Source organism: Mucilaginibacter sp. NFR10 (assembly GCF_900100445.1).
In the GTDB taxonomy this organism is placed as follows: Bacteria; Bacteroidota; Bacteroidia; order Sphingobacteriales; family Sphingobacteriaceae; genus Mucilaginibacter; species Mucilaginibacter rubeus.
Genome location: NZ_FMTV01000018.1, coordinates 1 through 16,214, shown reverse-complemented (window position 1 = coordinate 16,214; position 16,214 = coordinate 1). Strand labels below are relative to the sequence as shown.

The 16,214-nt window shown below is 42.6% G+C and carries 12 protein-coding genes and 1 rRNA gene; 5 read left to right on the top strand and 8 right to left on the bottom strand.

What is annotated here, in order from left to right; genetic code table 11:
- Positions 1–621: 621 nt before the first annotated feature.
- Entirely contained in the window at positions 622–3,180 is a 2,559-nt protein-coding gene (locus BLP33_RS26880) for a Kelch repeat-containing protein (protein ID WP_090534999.1), read from the bottom strand.
- A gap of 361 nt (positions 3,181–3,541) precedes the next feature.
- On the opposite strand from BLP33_RS26880, the gene BLP33_RS26875 reads away from it, so the two are divergent.
- The gene (locus BLP33_RS26875) at positions 3,542–6,349 is read left to right on the top strand and encodes an outer membrane beta-barrel family protein (RefSeq protein ID WP_090534998.1); all 2,808 of its coding nucleotides are present in this window, start codon (positions 3,542–3,544) and stop codon (positions 6,347–6,349) included.
- A 6-nt stretch (positions 6,350–6,355) separates the two neighbouring features.
- Positions 6,356–7,135, top strand: coding sequence for a GLPGLI family protein (locus BLP33_RS26870; protein ID WP_090534996.1), 780 nt, complete (start codon positions 6,356–6,358; stop codon positions 7,133–7,135).
- A gap of 128 nt (positions 7,136–7,263) precedes the next feature.
- Here the strand turns inward: BLP33_RS26870 and BLP33_RS26865 are convergent, their stop codons facing one another.
- The 5 genes from BLP33_RS26865 to BLP33_RS26845 are packed head-to-tail and all read right to left on the bottom strand — an operon-like array spanning position 7,264 to position 12,636.
- Positions 7,264–8,052, bottom strand: coding sequence for an SDR family oxidoreductase (locus tag BLP33_RS26865; protein ID WP_090534995.1), 789 nt, complete (start codon positions 8,050–8,052; stop codon positions 7,264–7,266).
- Positions 8,053–8,077: 25 nt separating this feature from the next.
- On the bottom strand, positions 8,078–9,358 hold the full coding sequence (fucP, locus tag BLP33_RS26860) for an L-fucose:H+ symporter permease (protein WP_090534993.1): 1,281 nt from the start codon (positions 9,356–9,358) through the stop codon (positions 8,078–8,080).
- A gap of 31 nt (positions 9,359–9,389) precedes the next feature.
- Entirely contained in the window at positions 9,390–10,607 is a 1,218-nt protein-coding gene (locus BLP33_RS26855; RefSeq protein WP_090534991.1) for a DUF6786 family protein, read from the bottom strand.
- Positions 10,608–10,612: 5 nt separating this feature from the next.
- Complete coding sequence (locus BLP33_RS26850) at positions 10,613–11,464, bottom strand: fumarylacetoacetate hydrolase family protein (RefSeq protein WP_090534989.1); 852 nt, start codon at positions 11,462–11,464, stop codon at positions 10,613–10,615.
- The gene (locus BLP33_RS26845) at positions 11,464–12,636 is read right to left on the bottom strand and encodes a glycoside hydrolase family 172 protein (RefSeq protein ID WP_254780285.1); all 1,173 of its coding nucleotides are present in this window, start codon (positions 12,634–12,636) and stop codon (positions 11,464–11,466) included. Before BLP33_RS26845 ends, BLP33_RS26850 begins: the two co-directional genes overlap by 1 nt.
- Before the next feature lie 284 nt (positions 12,637–12,920).
- Here BLP33_RS26845 and BLP33_RS26840 point away from each other — a divergent pair, with 284 nt between their 5' ends.
- From BLP33_RS26840 to BLP33_RS26830, 3 genes are all read left to right on the top strand, one after another.
- On the top strand, positions 12,921–13,505 hold the full coding sequence (locus tag BLP33_RS26840) for a Crp/Fnr family transcriptional regulator (protein WP_090534986.1): 585 nt from the start codon (positions 12,921–12,923) through the stop codon (positions 13,503–13,505).
- 159 nt (positions 13,506–13,664) lie between these two features.
- Positions 13,665–14,381 (top strand): pirin family protein, encoded by a 717-nt coding sequence (locus BLP33_RS26835; protein ID WP_090534984.1) that lies wholly within the window; start codon positions 13,665–13,667, stop codon positions 14,379–14,381.
- A gap of 4 nt (positions 14,382–14,385) precedes the next feature.
- Entirely contained in the window at positions 14,386–14,688 is a 303-nt protein-coding gene (locus BLP33_RS26830; protein ID WP_090534982.1) for a hypothetical protein, read from the top strand.
- 5 nt (positions 14,689–14,693) lie between these two features.
- Here BLP33_RS26830 and BLP33_RS27605 read toward each other — a convergent pair whose 3' ends face one another.
- A complete protein-coding gene (locus BLP33_RS27605; RefSeq protein ID WP_175490129.1) occupies positions 14,694–15,521 on the bottom strand; it encodes a glycine-rich domain-containing protein in 828 nt (275 codons plus the stop codon).
- Between the two features lie 400 nt (positions 15,522–15,921).
- Positions 15,922–16,033: ribosomal RNA gene (gene rrf, locus BLP33_RS26820) — 5S ribosomal RNA — on the bottom strand.
- Positions 16,034–16,214 lie beyond the last annotated feature (181 nt).

Here is a 16,214-nt window from a genome sequence, read left to right as displayed (position 1 = left end):
TTCGCACGCAATGCCTCCGCTTCTGCAAAAACTTGCTATGCCCCTGCAGCCGCACCGCCCAGCATCGTTCTGTTCGTTTTCACCCGAAGCTGATCTGCTGCGAAAAACCACATTTTTTATCTTGTCATGGGTAGCTCGTCGAAGCATGACGGGCAAGGCCTCTGCGCACGACCCTTCGACGGGCTCAGGGTGACAGGCCTTCTTTGATTAATTTATTTTTCCGTTAGAGTCATATAATTTAACATGCCACTTAGACCCTCCCCAAAAAGGCAAAAGAGTTCCTGATGGGCAGGAATACTCTTTTTGCTAACCAATTATAAAACATAAATCATGAGATGAGAAGAGATGCAGGGGTGGAATCGAACCATCCGTTTGCTGCCGGCCAGCACCTGCCATTTAGTTTAAAAATGAACCCCATTTGCAAACTAATCTGCTGCAAATATATAAATATTCTATTAAATCTATATATTTAGTAGAATATATTCACAAAACATTCATTTTCTTTATAAAACGAGTCCATTAAATAAATTAAACGCATTGATAATCAAGATATTATAATTAATCTTTGAGCATTCTGCTTTCAGGATTTCGTACCCAAAAGTCTTCATTACAACATCATTATTAGCGCGGATCAGACTTATTAGAACAGATCTTTTCGAAAGGGACTGGGTATTCTTCGCCTAATGACTTTTCATATTCAGCGCTAAACTCCTCATAAACTTTCCGGGCATGTTCAATGCCTTTAGTACGCCTCAGGGCTTTGAGCTTAAACTTAATACCGATATCATTAAAAGGATCGATATTCAACACAATGCGGGCTATCTCCAGCGCTTTTTTATAATCAAAAGCATCATAAGCCTTTTTTATTACCGGCAAAATAGCCGGCATCAGCGCTTCTTCGTACTCCTGCTTAAAATCATCAAGCCAAATTTCAGGAATATGCTGCAATAGCCCGCCACGGGCAACTAAGTCGAGATAATTGAAGGCAGAGGGTTCACCAACATTAGTTTGTTTAAGTGCTTCCCTCACCACAAAATAATCGCAATAAAAATCTTCGGTGCTGATAAAGCTATAGGTATCATTTAAAAAGGCAAGTTCCAGGCCATCTATATCCGAAAGTATGTTACGGAGGTGATTGATGGTTACACCGCGAATATTCTTAGTTTTGACCACATCCTTATCAGGCCATAGCGTAGTGGAGATCTTTTTTGATATCACACCGTTCTTTTCGCGACTGTTCAACAAAATAAGAATAAACAGCTGCTTGATCTTGGGACTGAACAGGTAAGTAATATCCCGTTTATTTTTATCATAAACAGTAAACTCGCCCAGGAGGTAAACAGCGTTGGCTTTGTTACCCATTTCAGTTTCAATTTTTTGTTCGGCAATACGCTCCTCCTTAACAGTAACGGGTTCATCGTTATCCTTTCTCCGCCTTAAGAAAAACATGACAATTCCGCATAACAATACAAATGCAGACGCGCCACCCAATATCCTGTATAAAGTAAAAGATTTGCTTTTGGGCTGGTGGGCAACCACAAATGCCTCCTGGCTCACGGGCGGCGCGGTAAGTGCAAAGATTTTTATGGTTGATCGCGACGGAGTTTCAAACTCCTGTGTAGTACAATAAAATACATCCTGCTTAGCATTATAAAACAGGTTATGGTCTGTTTCTATCCGTTCGGACACAACCGGGATGGTACCGCTTACTACCTGGTATGAACCATCTTTTATTGAAAATTTGTACAGACGTAAACTCGTTTTGGGCCGTTCGTGCGGATAGCATAGTACATAAAGAAACTGCTTATCCTTTGATACAATGAGATTATTGGCTGGTACAAATGCTTCTTCATCCGGCTTGATCTCCCAGAGCTTTTTTATGCTATGCTTATCCAGGTTAATCCGGTACAGGTCATAATAGTGCATCCCGCCTACTACCTGGTTGCCCGACTGGTTGCCGTAGCCGCCAAAAATGTAAACATCGTTGTTTTGATCGGCCGTACTTGCAGCCGAAAAGAACCGGGGGTTGATCACATCGCCGGTAAAACTTTGTTGCTGCCAGGTATCTGCGGCTTTATCGTATTTAAAAAAGTTATTATAGTATTTAAAAGAGCCGTACCCGCCAAAAAGGTAAAAGTTGTTAAAGTCCTTATCGTAAAAAATATTATGATGATGCCTTTGCTCCGTTATGGTCGCCTTACCATAAAAATCCCAGCTAAGGCTGTCCAGGTTAAAAGAAGCGATACTTGGAGAAGGCTGCGGGGCCCTAAGTACTTCATACAAATAGCATTCATTCTCCTTAAGGTTTACAATACTTTTGCCCAGGTGCAAGGGTACTGCCAGTTTATTTTTGAAGGGTTTTGTTTCTACTGCATCCCGCCCGGCATCATAAAACATCAGGGAATCACTTTTGAAGATAAAGAACTGCTCATTTTTTTCATTAAAGTTGATCCCTGCAACCTCGTTAAAAGTGTGCACGAATTTCTGTTTCCAAAAGTACGATTCGTTGATAAGCCATGCCGGGTTATCAACGTGCCCCAGATTATCTCCGTCAACCGTAAAAACATCATTCCCGGTCCATTCGCTAAGCAGGAAGGTATAGGATTTATCATCGTTGCTGACAACCAGATTTTTAATGGCCATATTCGGCACATCCGAATAATGTTCGTTTTTGCCAAAGGTGATCTTCGCGGTTATTTTACCGTTAAAACCTAATCCTGCTGCCCGGTACCATTTTCCGTTTATGGATATGCCTACTTTATCGCCTTTGAGATCAAGATCAACAATCACCTTAAACCATTTACGCCGTTTCAGCATAGTATCGGCAAGGGGGATGCTGAGTTTATTACTCCGGCTATCAATATTGAAATTGAGGAACGAACCATGATTATAAATCGCACTCAGACTGTAGGAGTTACCCTTATCATCAGTTAAGTTTAAAATATAGCCAAGGTGCTGGTTGTCCCACAATGAAAGGTCGAAACCAATGGCCAGGTGATCATGAAAAGTTGGCAGATCATCCTTAAAAACCTGATAAGAGGTGCGCTTGCTCATCAGGCTGTCATTTGAACCAAACTGCAACCCCTGCCCCCTGCTCTCAGTTGCAGACAGCAGTATAAAAAGCAATACAAGCTTACATGCCCTTTTTGAAAGCATTAAAACCTTACTTTTTTCCACCATTTATAATACATGTTTAAACTTGCTGATCAGGACAGCATTCAGGTTAGAATAATATGCTAAATTATACATTTTTTGGGTACCGCAGGTGGCGGATTTTCATCATTTCGGCCGTCTGTTTGCCGATGAATGTGCAATTAGATCGAACCCGCAATAATTTTATTGGAGGCCATCCCGATTAGTATTACCGGCGTCATTATTGGCCCGGTTAGTCCACGCCCAGACACAGCCTCCCATATTTAACCCATCCAGCCACGACCAAATGTTAAATTTTGGCGATGAAATGTTAAATCTACAGTATAAAATGTTAAATCGCTTGCACAACTAACTATTTAGTTATATTTTGGCTTTCATAATCGACCTTATGAAAATCACAATTATTGGAGTACTGCTATTTCTTGTGGGCACAGTAAGCTTGTCAGCCCAAACCAATTACAGCATTAAAGGAATTATAGCCGATACCGTTTCTAATTCTAAATTAGCAAACGCCAGCATCAGCGTTATAACCGCTAAAGATTCCATCCTTCAAAAATTTACCCGTGTTAAAGAGGATGGTACATTTGCCATTAACAATTTAAGTAAGGGCAAGTTCATTGTACTGGCCACTTACCCCGGTTATGCTGATTTTGTAGAACGTTTTACGTTGGATTCGGCGCATACCACACACAACTTCGGCCGAATCAGCATGCTGCTTAAAGAGCGTCTTTTACAGGAAGTGATTGTAAAAGGAAAAGCGGCTGCCATCAAAATTAAGGGCGATACCACCGAGTTTAATCCTGCAGCCTACAATATCCAGCCCAACTCAAAAGTTGAAGACCTGCTGAAACAACTGCCTGGCATTGAAGTAGATAAAGACGGCAAGATCACGGCGCAAGGCCAAACCGTAAAAAAAGTATTGGTTGACGGTGAGGAATTTTTTGGAGATGACCCTACCCTGGTTACCAAAAATCTTCGTGCCGATATGGTGGATAAGGTACAGCTTTACGACAAGAAGAGCGATCAGGCTGCGTTTACAGGTATTGATGATGGCGTGAAAGACAAAACCATCAATATTAAACTTAAGGAAGATAAAAAGAACGGCTACTTCGGCAAGCTTGATGGTGGCATAGGCACCGATGGCTATTACCAGGGGCAGGCTTTATTTAACCGCTTTAAGGGAAAGCAGAAGTTTTCAGTTTATGGTACGCTGGGCAATAACGGTAAAACAGGTTTAGGCTGGGAAGATAATAATAAATATGGCGGCGGTAGCGGCATGGAAATGAGCGACGATGGTGGTTTTTACTTCTATAGCGGCGGAGGTGATGATCTTGATAGTTTTAGTGGCCGATATGATGGCGAAGGTAAACCGATAGCGCGTACTGGTGGCGTACATTACGATACCAAATGGAACGGCGATAAGGAATCTCTAAATACCAATTATAAAATAGGGTCACTTACGGTTGATGGGACAAAGAACACCCAAACACTAAATAACTTTCCTGGTAATATTACAACTGTTAACACCGATCAAACAAATCACAATTACCTGTTTCGCCAAAAACTCGACCTGAATTACCAGTTAAAGATCGATTCGATGCAGAACCTAAAAGTTACGGCCGACGGAACTTTAAGACACAGCGATACCAAAAGCTCATTCCAAACACAAAACCGTCTTCTAAATGGTAACCTTACCAACACCAACGATCAGGATAATAGCGCCAATGTTGACGGCAAGGTATTTAATGCCAGTGCCTTCTATACCAAAAAATTCAAAAAGAAAAGCCGCACGTTATCAGTAAACTTCAGAACAAGCCTTAATGAAAGTGATTCGAAAGGCTTCCTGAAATCAACTCTTGGTTACTACAATCCGGCAAACGGCGAACATTTAAGGGATACAGTTACCGATCAGTATAAAGCTAATAAAACTCAAAGCACAAATATCAGCACTAACATAACTTATACCGAACCCCTCGCTAAAGATTTTACGCTGGCTTTGAGTTATATGATAGCAGTAAATAATGCTAACAACGATAGGCGCAGCTTCAATAAACCATCTGCCACAGCTGGTGTTTATTCGGTTTTAGATAGCATTTATAGCAGCGATTATAAACTAAACCAATTATCAAACCAGGGAGGCGCGGTATTTAACATTCAGAAACAAAAATTCACATTTAACTTTGGCACCAAAATAGCCGGAGTTAAGTTTAAGCAGGTTGATGAATTTGGTCGTACACCTGATTTAACACGTAATTTCACCAACTGGTACCCGCAAGCCAGCTTCCAGTACAAATTTACCAAGCAATCAAGCATTCGTTTAAGCTACAATGGCAATACTTCGCCACCCAGCATTGATCAGATCCAACCGGTTAGGATAAATAACGACCAATTGAACATACAAACAGGTAACGCAGACCTGAAACCGTCATTCACCAACCGTTACAACATCAGCTATAACTCGTATAAAGTTATCAGCAATCAATATATCTGGATCAGCGGTTCGTACTCAACAACCAGTAACCCCATTGTAACCAATGCTGTACGCGATACCTCTGGTGTTATTACCTATAAGCCATCAAATTTAAAAAACCACTCAACCAGCACTTTTTGGGCAAATAGCTATTTTGAAAGAAAAATACCGGGAATAGGTATTAACGCTGGTTTCGAGTTATCAGCTAACGGTAGTGGCTACTATAATTTCCAGAATGATACGCTAAACAAAACCAAATCATATAACTATTCGGGAAGTATCCGGCTTTCTAAATATAAAGAGAAAAAGTACGATGCCTGGATTTCGGCGGGCCCTACCTACACGATCAACTCATCGTCGTTAAATTCCGCACTAAATAATAACGGACGCGGATTTAACGCCAACGGAGGCTTCAACATTTACCTTCCGGGAAAATTCCAGTTCGGATCGGATGGAAACTACACCTATAACGCTCCGACAAAATCTTTCCCTGATCAGGATTTCAGGCGCTTCCTGTTAAATGCCAATATAGCGCGCACATTTTTTAAAGACGCGCTGAAAGCAACCATTTCGGGCAATGATTTGTTAAATCAAAATATCGGTTATAACCGTACCGGCGCATCAAACATCATTACGCAAGAACGTTACACCACTATAAGGAGGTACTTCATGTTCACCCTCACCTGGGATTTTAACAAAGTTGGAGGCGGTACACCTAAAAAATAACCTATCATGAAAAAGATTTTAACCTTAACAACCGTATTGCTATTAATCGCGAACGTTTTGCTTGCGCAGGGCAATAAGCATTTTACTTTTCACGGTACCATTGAGTATAACAAAACATCAAATATGTGGGCCATGCTGCAAAAACTGATCAACAAGGATAATGAAAGCTGGTACCAGCCTATGTATGATCAGTACAAGAAAAATAAGCCACAGTTTAAGGTTTTGAAAAGCTCATTAAAATTTGGCAATAATCAAACCTTGTTTACTCCTATTGAACCGGAATACACTCCCAACAATTTTGGCGACGAACTGCCGATGGCTGTACAGAATAATACCATTTACACCGATTATAATACGGGTTTAAGCACCAGCCAAAAGAAGGTATTTGAAGAAACCTTCCTGGTAAAGGATACCACAAGGCACATTAAATGGAAACTAACCGGCGAAAACAGGGAGATTGCCGGTTATAACTGTCGCAGAGCAAACGGCCTCATACTTGATTCTATCTATGTAGTAGCTTTTTATACCGATGAGATCCCTGTTTCCGGTGGCCCCGAATCATTTAATGGTTTGCCGGGTATGATATTAGGAGTTTCATTGCCCCATGAAAACATAACCTGGTTTGCCACCAAGGTCACCGAACAACCGGTAGATGAAAAATCCCTCTCAGCACCTAAAAAAGGGAAAGCAGGTAATAACAAAAGCTTCCTTACTGTACTGCAAAACGCCATGAAAGATTGGGGCGAAACTTATGCAAAGCAGTATTTAAAAGGATTTTCGTTGTAGGAGGAGAACGTTAGTGCGAAAACCAGACTTACGAAGTTTTTGAAACTTCGTAAGTCTTCTAAAGGCAAGCTTTCTCAGATCATATCCAAGCGCCAGTGTCTTCACGGGCGCTTTTTTCTTATATACCTTTACGCGTTAGCCAGCGCCCTGTCCAAATGCACATAGCCGCCATCAACATAAATTAGCTGACCGGTAGTATGGCTTGATACCGGCGACAATAAAAACGCTACGGTATTGGCAATTTCCTCGGCAGTGGTCATCCGGTTGCCCAATGGGATCTTTGATTCGATCTCTTTCAATTTCCCCTGAGGATCGGGCAGGGTTTTGATCCAATTAGCGTAAAGCGGTGTCCAGCATTCGGCCACTACCAGCGCGTTTACACGGATGCCGTATTTCAAAAGCTCAACCGCCCATTCGCGGGTAAGCGCGTTACGGCCACCGTTTGATGCCGCGTAACCCGAGGTATTTCCCTGGCCGGTATCCGCAGTTTTTGAAGTAATGTTGAGGATAGCCCCTTTTGATTTTTTCAGTTCAGGCAAGGCATGATGCGCCATCAGGTAATAATGCACCACGTTTTTATGCAGCGAGGCCATGAACCCTTCGTAGTCGCCGCTTTCCAGGCCAACACCATCATTTACTCCGGCATTATTCACTAAGCCATCGATACGGCCAAATTTTATTATTACTTCATTAACCGCATTTTCGCATGCTTTAGGGTCAGTAAGTTCGGCCACTACCTGGTACGCCTTATGCCCTGCTGTTGCTATAGCTTCAACCGTTTTCAGGTTATCAGCCTCACCGCGGCCTATTATAACCGGGATAGCACCCTCGGCAGCTAACACTTTCACTATGCCTTCGCCTATGCCCTTGGCGCCGCCGGTAACTATAATTACCTTATCTGTAAGTTGTAAATTCATTTTTTTATAATAGATAGATCAAATATTAATGCGAACCTGATAAGGTTAGCTTTTTAACTTTATGGTTGTTGATAGCAAAGATCAGGATGCCAAAAAAGCAAATGCCAGGCACAACGTAAGCCCATTGAATGCTGTGTGTTGCGTCAGAAACCCGCCCCATGATTACCGGGAAAATGGCACCGCCTACAATGCCCATGATTACCAATGATGAACCAAGTTTAGTTTTAGCGCCCAGGCCACGGATACTTAACGAGAAAATAGTCGGGAACATGATCGACATAAAGAACCAGGTACACATTAACGCGTAAACTGCGACTTCGCCTTTTAGCGTTACAGCCATAGCTATCAGGAAAATGTTAATAATCGCATAAGTGATGAGCAGTTTAACCGGGTTAAAATAACGCATGAGCAATGTACCAATAAACCTGCCTGCCATGAAACCTGCAGAAGCGATAGTGAGATAAAAAGAAGCTGGTTTTTCGGCAAATCCGGCTACTTTTTCTGAATAGCGGATAAAGAAACTACTTATACCAGCCTGTGCCCCTACATATAAAAACTCAGCAAAGATACCGGCCCTTAAACTTTTCACATGCAACAGCTCGCTTATCCTTACACCAAGCGAACGGTTGTCGTTAACTGCCTCTTCACTGGTTTCTTCAACAATTGGCGGGAAGTGCGTACGATAAATTAAGAATGCAACTACAAGCACCACTGCGCCGATTACCACAAAAGGAATTTGTACAGACGATGCTTCATGATTAAGATATTCATTCAGCTGCTCGGGCGACATTTTGCTTGATTCCGCATCTGTTAACACTTTGCCCGATAAAATATAATTGCCACCAACAAGCGGAGCCAAGGTAGCAGCCAATCCGTTAAATGATTGTGAAAAGTTGATCCTTCTTTCAGCACCAGCCGGATCACCTAACACCGTTATATAAGGATTAGCTGCCGTTTCCAAAAAGGCCGCTCCCGAAAACACAATGAATAACGCTGCTAAAAAGAACGCGTAGTTGCGTACCGCAGCAGCAGGGAAAAACAGGAATGCTCCTGTTGAAAAAAGTATCAAACCTAAGATGATCCCACCCTTGTAGCCATATTTTTTCATGAACTGCGCGGCCGGAATGGGTAATATAAAATAGGCAATATAGGATGCCGAATCGATCAGTGAGGATTGCAGGTCATTAAGCTGACAGGCTTTTTTTAAGTGTGGAATTAAGATTGGATTAAGATTGAGCGCGAACCCCCAGATAAAGAACAGGGAGGTAATTAATGCTACTGCGAACAGGGCGTTGTTTTTTGACATTAGTGTTTATGGTTGATTATATATTGATCTGTTATTTAAATGTCGCTGAAATATCATCCAGAGAAATCCCCAGTGTTTTTAATGCTATTTTGTTTAATGCTGTTTTATTACCGGTAAAATGAAATACGCTATGTTTATGTGTAAGCTTTTCGCCCGGCTTCAGGAACGCGGCGGGTGATACGCTTTCTATCTCATAAAAAGGCCCCATTTGTTTACTATTGGCCAGTGGGCCATCGTTATAAGCATTTACCGCGTCGCCGCTGTAAGGCGCAGTATCTGTTTTCCATTCCTGGTTTAGGTAGGATGCTGTACTATCCACATCAAACATGGTGATGGTCAACACGTCGTTTTCGGCATCATAACTACCGGCTATATTTTTCGCACGATGAGGTGGGATGCCCAGTTTACCGCGACTTTTGCCATCGGCCTTAAACAGCAGAATGCCGTTTTTATAAGTGATCCTATCCTTCGGAATCTCGCCGAAATAATTGGTAGTGGCTACTTTCCCTTTCGCATTTTCATTATAGGGAACTACAATCACCACTTTTGGCGACGGGGTAAACATATCTAAATTCCACAAACAAGGTGCGCCTGTAGCTTTATCCCAAGCTTTATCTCCTACATTAATGAGGGAATTTACAGTATTAAAACCAACTGTTTTTACAGCTGTATCCGCATCAATACTTAATACTTGCTGAATTGCTCTTGGCTCCATGATCTCCACATCACGCTCCAGCTTTATGGATAATTCGGTGCCGGCATAATTTTGCAGATGGGTGCTTTTGCTCATCGATACCTTTTTATCCGAAGCTGAAATGAGTTCCCAACTTTCATTATCAACAGCAGCCGGCGTATGCCAATTGGCAAACTCCATTTTGGTGCCCGGCTTAAAGAAAAGCGAGAATTGCCCGCCTTCCGGCCCAAGCCACAGGCGATCTTCACCGCCAAAGGCATTCATATGCGGGTCTGGCTGTTTCAAATCGAATGTTTCATACTTGATCCATCCGAAACTTTTACCATTTAAACCATCAGCGGTAGATGTAAAAACCTTTGCCTGATATTTGGGCGATACGATCACCTGCCCTAAACCGCTGCCATCTTTTAAAACGATAACACTATCCTTTGCTTTTAAAAAATCAAGATCAGATCCAAAAGTTCCTTTCATGGGTAGTTGAGGGTTGCGCATGGTACACGACACCGAAGCGGCAAACAGCAAAACTAATGATGACTTTTTTAAAAGCTGCACCATACCGCTTATTTATGTTTAGGATTTAAGCCAATCACATTCACCATTGTGCCGATATGGTCAATACTGATCTCCACAACGTCGCCGGCTTGCAAAGTAAAACTTGGCGGCGGCACCAGGCAGGTGCCCGTCATTAAAAAGCATCCGTTAGGAAAATCACATTCACTGTACAAATAGCCGGTAAGCTCGGTAAAAGAACGTTTAATGCGCGACACCGTTGTTTCGTCTTCAAAAACGATGGTACCATTTCGCTTAATTTTCATGCTGATGACTGTTTCCCCCGGAATTGGCGACGAGGTAACATATAAGCATGGCCCAAGCGCGGCGCTTTTTTCATAAACTTTAGCCTGTGGCAGGTACAATGCATTTTCGCCCTCGATACTCCGCGAGCTCATATCATTTCCAATGGTATATCCCTGGATATTACCATCGCTATTCACAAATAGCGTAAGTTCAGGCTCCGGCACATCCCACTCCGAGTCTTTGCGGATATAAACCTCTCCGTTATGCCCGGATACCCGATGAGCAAGCGCTTTGAAAAAAAGTTCAGGCCGGGGTGCATCATAAACCTTATCATATAAACTCGCCCCTGTTTCCGATTCTTCCATGCGGGCGTCACGGCTACGTAAATAAGTTACGCCGGCGGCCCATACTTCCTGGGTACCAATCGGTGGCAATATTTTGCCGTTTAGATATTCATTCTCCACCTCGGCGCTTAAAGCCGTAGTATCAGCAGTGATCGTTTCCAGGTAAGCCGCTAAACCATCCCTGTTGATCAGTTTATCCCATTCATCATCAATAATATATGATGAACCGTTATGTTGCAATAGGCTGCCTTTGGCAAGTTTATATAGTTTCATTAGTTTACTTCCAGTTCGTCTTTTGAGGGAAATTTAGGGAAAGGGCCATGTTCGCCGGTTTGATACCAGAACACGGTTGAAGCGATATCATCCTGCAGGGGCATGTACCGGCCATCGTGCCGCCAACCCAAGGCCTGTATGGTAACCTTCAGGCTTTTTTCAAAGCGGATAGGATCAACAATATGCCAGCGGTACATGCCGAAACGTTGTGCAATTTCATAGTGCCCATCGCCGCGGATCACCTGGGGCAAACCGCTGTAAGGGCTGCAAAATTCGGTGTACTCCGTTCCCGGTTTTTCTTTCCCATTGGCATCTTTATGGCGGGTATCAAAATCATACGATCCGCAAAAATAATCTTCTGTCCCTGTTCCATTTATAGTAGGAAACTTGGTATCACCATCCATAAAAAATTTGATCTCCCCTTCGCCCCACCAGCCATTTTTGTTTGAGCCATAAGCTATGTAAGTACCAACATATTGCCCTTTGCCTTTGATACTATCCACCAAAACGAAATCTTTTTTATAAGGTAACGGGTTTACCCTGCGAAACTGCGCGTGAAAATAGCCCGCATCCTCGGGTACATCGGTCAGGGTATAATCCACCTGGTAATAGAGAACCATATCCGCATCGTCGATATTTTCCATGGTGATGCGGCATTTTTTGCGAAACGGCATTGGCCAGTAGCAGTTAAAAGCGCTGCCGGGGTTTACTGCAACGGCAAGGGAACTTACCGGCGCGTATTTACCCCAACCCATACAAAAAAAGTCGCCCACGGGCACCTCAACTGACGGGGTAGTTTCATCGTCCCAGTAAAAACGGATTATGGAATAACGCCAATTGCCGGTTGGCGTCATCCAGATATGCTGAATAGCGCCCGATCCGTTAATTTCAGCGACGGTAAAAGTTGTATGCTTTTTGATGACAACGCTTGGGCTTACTTTCCAGGTCTGGCCTAAGTCGCGGGATGCGTTAGCGCCTGTACCTGTTGTGGCCATACCACCTTTACCTTTTTCGCCGGTAAAATTTTCGGGACTGATAGACCGTGTCTTAGCGTCAGACGTACGATAAAGGTTGCTGAGCCCAACATCAAGACCGTTAAATTTTTGCTGCGCATCAACAAACGAAGCAACAATAACACACAGGCAGATCGTTAAAAAATAATTTTTCACCATAAAACTTATCTTTAAAATCATTTAACGCAGTAATTGGTAATGCGTTCCAGGTTTATTTGTTTATGCTTCAGGCCTTGATTAAAAAGCCATTCACAATCATATTGATAATTTTTTGCTATCCATACCGCTTTATAAGCATAACATGCACATATTTTGGCATGGCTTACCTGCGGTTGATAAAGCTAATTTAAAAATTATTAAATAATGCCCTGTAACCGTAAAAAACAGGATAGATTAATTGCCCATTCTTCGGTAAATAAGCTAAATAAACCACATTTTTGCATATGCCGCTTAATCTGATACTTAACAATCTCGAAAAACACATTCACCTAACCCGCGAAGAACAGGAAATTTTTACGGCTTATTTACAGCCTAAAAAAATAAAACGCAAACAGTTTTTGCTTACTTATGGTGAAGTATGCAAGTATTCGGCTTTTGTAACGGCCGGTTGTTTGCGAGGCTATACCGTAGATAAAAGTGGTATCGAACACGTATTAAGTTTTGCCCCTGCCGATTGGTGGATAGCAGATATGTATAGCCTCATTTCGCAGAAACCAGGCATACAAAATATCGAAGCTTTAGAAGATACCGATGTGCTGCTGCTATCAAAAGCCAACCAGGAAAAATTATATATACAGATACCTAAGTTTGAGCACTTTTTCAGGATCCTGACCGAAAACTCACTGGTAGCCAGTCAGCAGCGTCTTATCGATAGTCTGAGCCTTACCGCCGAAGACCGTTATTATAATTTTTGCAAACGCTACCCTACACTGATAGATCATCTCCCACAAAAACAAATAGCCTCCTATATAGGTGTAACCCCCGAGTTTTTTAGCCGGATGAAAAGCGAAATGGTGAGGAAAAGATAGATGAATGGTTGATTGGGTTGATTAGAGAGTGGTTTTATACGCAATAAACAACTACTCTCCACCCACCTAATCAACTACTCTCCAATTTTCTTAACCTACATCAAGTGCCGCCAACCAACGACCCTTTAACTTTGTATTACAATTTAAAGGAAACACACCATGGCACAGACCATTTTACATAAAGCCAACACCCGCGGACATGCAGACCACGGATGGTTACACAGCTACCAATCATTTAGTTTTGCTGGTTATTACAATCCTCAACGGATGAACTTTGGCGCGTTGAGGGTGTTGAACGATGATACCGTTGATCCGGGTATGGGTTTCGGCAAACACCCGCATGATAATATGGAGATTATATCCATTCCGCTGGAGGGTGATCTGGAGCATAAGGACAGCATGAACAATGTAGCTGTTATCAAAAACGGAGATATCCAAGCTATGAGCGCCGGCACCGGAATTTTTCACAGCGAATATAATTTTGACCGTACCAGCGAAGTGAAATTTTTGCAGATCTGGATCTACCCTAATAAAAGAAATGTAGAACCTCGTTACGATCAGATTTCATTAAATCTTGAAGACCGCCATAACAAACTACAACAGGTATTATCCCCCAGTCCCGACGATGCAGGTGTGTGGATCCATCAGGACGCATGGTTTCATTTAGGCAAGTTTGACAAAGGAGTAAGCACCGAATACAGCATCAAGAAAGAGGGCAACGGCGTTTATACGTTTGTGTTAAGCGGCGAAGTGATTATTAATGGCGAAACTTTAAATAGTCGCGATGCTTTGGGTATTTGGGATACCGACAAATTTACCGTTGAAGCAGGTACAGATTCAGAGTTTTTGTTGATTGATGTACCAATGAAATTTTAAGATCATGGAAAAGACGCAGATACTGGTAGTTGGCCGTCACCCCGAAATACTGGCTACCGTGGTACGGCTGTTAAACAATAATCCTAATTGGAACGCAACAGGCTGCCTCAGCGATGAGGAGGCCATTGCGGCATTCAGTACGCGGGATTTTAAACTCGTGCTATTAGGTGGTGGTGTTGATGAGATATCGGAATATAAATTGAATGAATATTTTTGTGCCGAAAAACCCAGCATTAAAATAGTTCAGCATTTTGGCGGAGGGAGTGGACTGCTCTCGGCTGAGATTTTTGAGGCATTAGGTAGCTGATTAACTTAATGGCTGCTGCAACCACTACATCCTGAAGCAGAGCACCCTGAGCAACCGCTTCCACATCCACTGCCCCCGCCGCTATGACACCCATGACCAGAATGTCCATGATGGCCCGAATCGAAACTACTATCAGCTCCGCAGCCGACGGTACTACAACCAGTCCCACCACCATTACCGTCACGGTCCCGTTTATCATCATTGCGCCCTTCACTATGATAACTTAATATGGTAACACCAACAAACAGTACCAGGAAAATTAATATAAAAATATCATTATCTGAGGCCTGTATGCATATCCATGAAACAAGGATCAACATCCCCATCAACAACAATACTTTAATTCGTCGAGGTTTACGGATAAGCCAATATTTATCCAGGTTCACTCGTTGAAAATTAATCTCTTTAAAGCGCACTTCGTTTCCAGGCCAGATATCAGCAGGCGACTGTTCGTTAAAACAGTTAAAATATAATTGGCCGGTATCAGTATAAAACGTGTCATACTTTACTGCTTCGCTATTTCCACCTTTAGTAGGATTATGATGGATCTCCCTTCCGAGTGTGTCACGGCAAAGATCTATCCAATATGACCGGGTAAAAGTTAAATGCAGGTGCCAGGCCTGATCAATAGCATCGGAAGGTGTTATACCATGTTCGGAGATACAACAAAGAAAAATAAAACGTTTGTATTCAGCAATCACTCTACGGGTATAAACTAAGTCCCACCCATTCTCGCGCGCCAGGCGTTCGGAAAATTTGAAAGCAGCTTCAGGATCATCCAATTGAAAATCCAGGATCTTTTGCCAAAGCGCGGCTTGTTCTGCTGTAAGCATATGTTTAGGTATATACTTTAAAAATAGCAAAATAATATGGTAATGAAATGTTTATTGGTGATGGTGTTCGTTATCTTGCTATCGATCGGACTTTGTTCATTTTGTTAAGAAAAAGAACAAAGCCAACCCGCGGCAACTAAGCGGGCCAACGTAAAGTTAAATACAACAATGATTTCTTTGGGCGTTGCCTGTGGCCGGGCTATGCGCTCATACTGCACGGGCATTAGCCACAGGCCGGTATCCGCTCCTATCCCTAACGTGGTTTGAGGGTCAGTGGAAAGCAGAGATTGGCTACAGTTGGCATGGCTTGGGATAGGAGAATCCCCAAAGTCTAATAACGCAAAAAAGCCTTAGTTATTAGCTAAGGCTTTTGCAATGTTGCACCATTGAAGGTGATAAAGGGTGGCACCGACCTACTCTCCCACGTTTTACCGCAGTACCATCGGCTCTGGCGGGCTTGACTTCTCTGTTCGGAATGGGAAGAGGTAGACACCGCCGATATAGGCACCTGAATTTCTTTTTATTAAGGTGAAAGCTTAAAGGTAAAAGGTTAAAGGTTTCTTACCTTTCGCCTTTATCCTTTGGCCTTTCAGCCTCATAAATGACATATTATTGAAAGAAGGAATTGAATGTAGAGAAAACAACAGCTTTGTTGTTTGTTTGTGGTTGATAGTTCATGGTTCATCGCTGCAT

What these genes read in the sequence shown, in the direction of transcription:
- BLP33_RS26880 (WP_090534999.1), bottom strand. Translation starts at nt 3,180, where the DNA reads ATGGTGGAAAAAAGTAAGGTTTTAATGCTTTCAAAAAGGGCATGTAAG.
- BLP33_RS26875 (WP_090534998.1), top strand. Translation starts at nt 3,542, where the DNA reads ATGAAAATCACAATTATTGGAGTACTGCTATTTCTTGTGGGCACAGTA.
- BLP33_RS26870 (WP_090534996.1), top strand. Translation starts at nt 6,356, where the DNA reads ATGAAAAAGATTTTAACCTTAACAACCGTATTGCTATTAATCGCGAAC.
- BLP33_RS26865 (WP_090534995.1), bottom strand. Translation starts at nt 8,052, where the DNA reads ATGAATTTACAACTTACAGATAAGGTAATTATAGTTACCGGCGGCGCC.
- fucP (WP_090534993.1), bottom strand. Translation starts at nt 9,358, where the DNA reads ATGTCAAAAAACAACGCCCTGTTCGCAGTAGCATTAATTACCTCCCTG.
- BLP33_RS26855 (WP_090534991.1), bottom strand. Translation starts at nt 10,607, where the DNA reads ATGGTGCAGCTTTTAAAAAAGTCATCATTAGTTTTGCTGTTTGCCGCT.
- BLP33_RS26850 (WP_090534989.1), bottom strand. Translation starts at nt 11,464, where the DNA reads ATGAAACTATATAAACTTGCCAAAGGCAGCCTATTGCAACATAACGGT.
- BLP33_RS26845 (WP_254780285.1), bottom strand. Translation starts at nt 12,636, where the DNA reads ATGGTGAAAAATTATTTTTTAACGATCTGCCTGTGTGTTATTGTTGCT.
- BLP33_RS26840 (WP_090534986.1), top strand. Translation starts at nt 12,921, where the DNA reads ATGCCGCTTAATCTGATACTTAACAATCTCGAAAAACACATTCACCTA.
- BLP33_RS26835 (WP_090534984.1), top strand. Translation starts at nt 13,665, where the DNA reads ATGGCACAGACCATTTTACATAAAGCCAACACCCGCGGACATGCAGAC.
- BLP33_RS26830 (WP_090534982.1), top strand. Translation starts at nt 14,386, where the DNA reads ATGGAAAAGACGCAGATACTGGTAGTTGGCCGTCACCCCGAAATACTG.
- BLP33_RS27605 (WP_175490129.1), bottom strand. Translation starts at nt 15,521, where the DNA reads ATGCTTACAGCAGAACAAGCCGCGCTTTGGCAAAAGATCCTGGATTTT.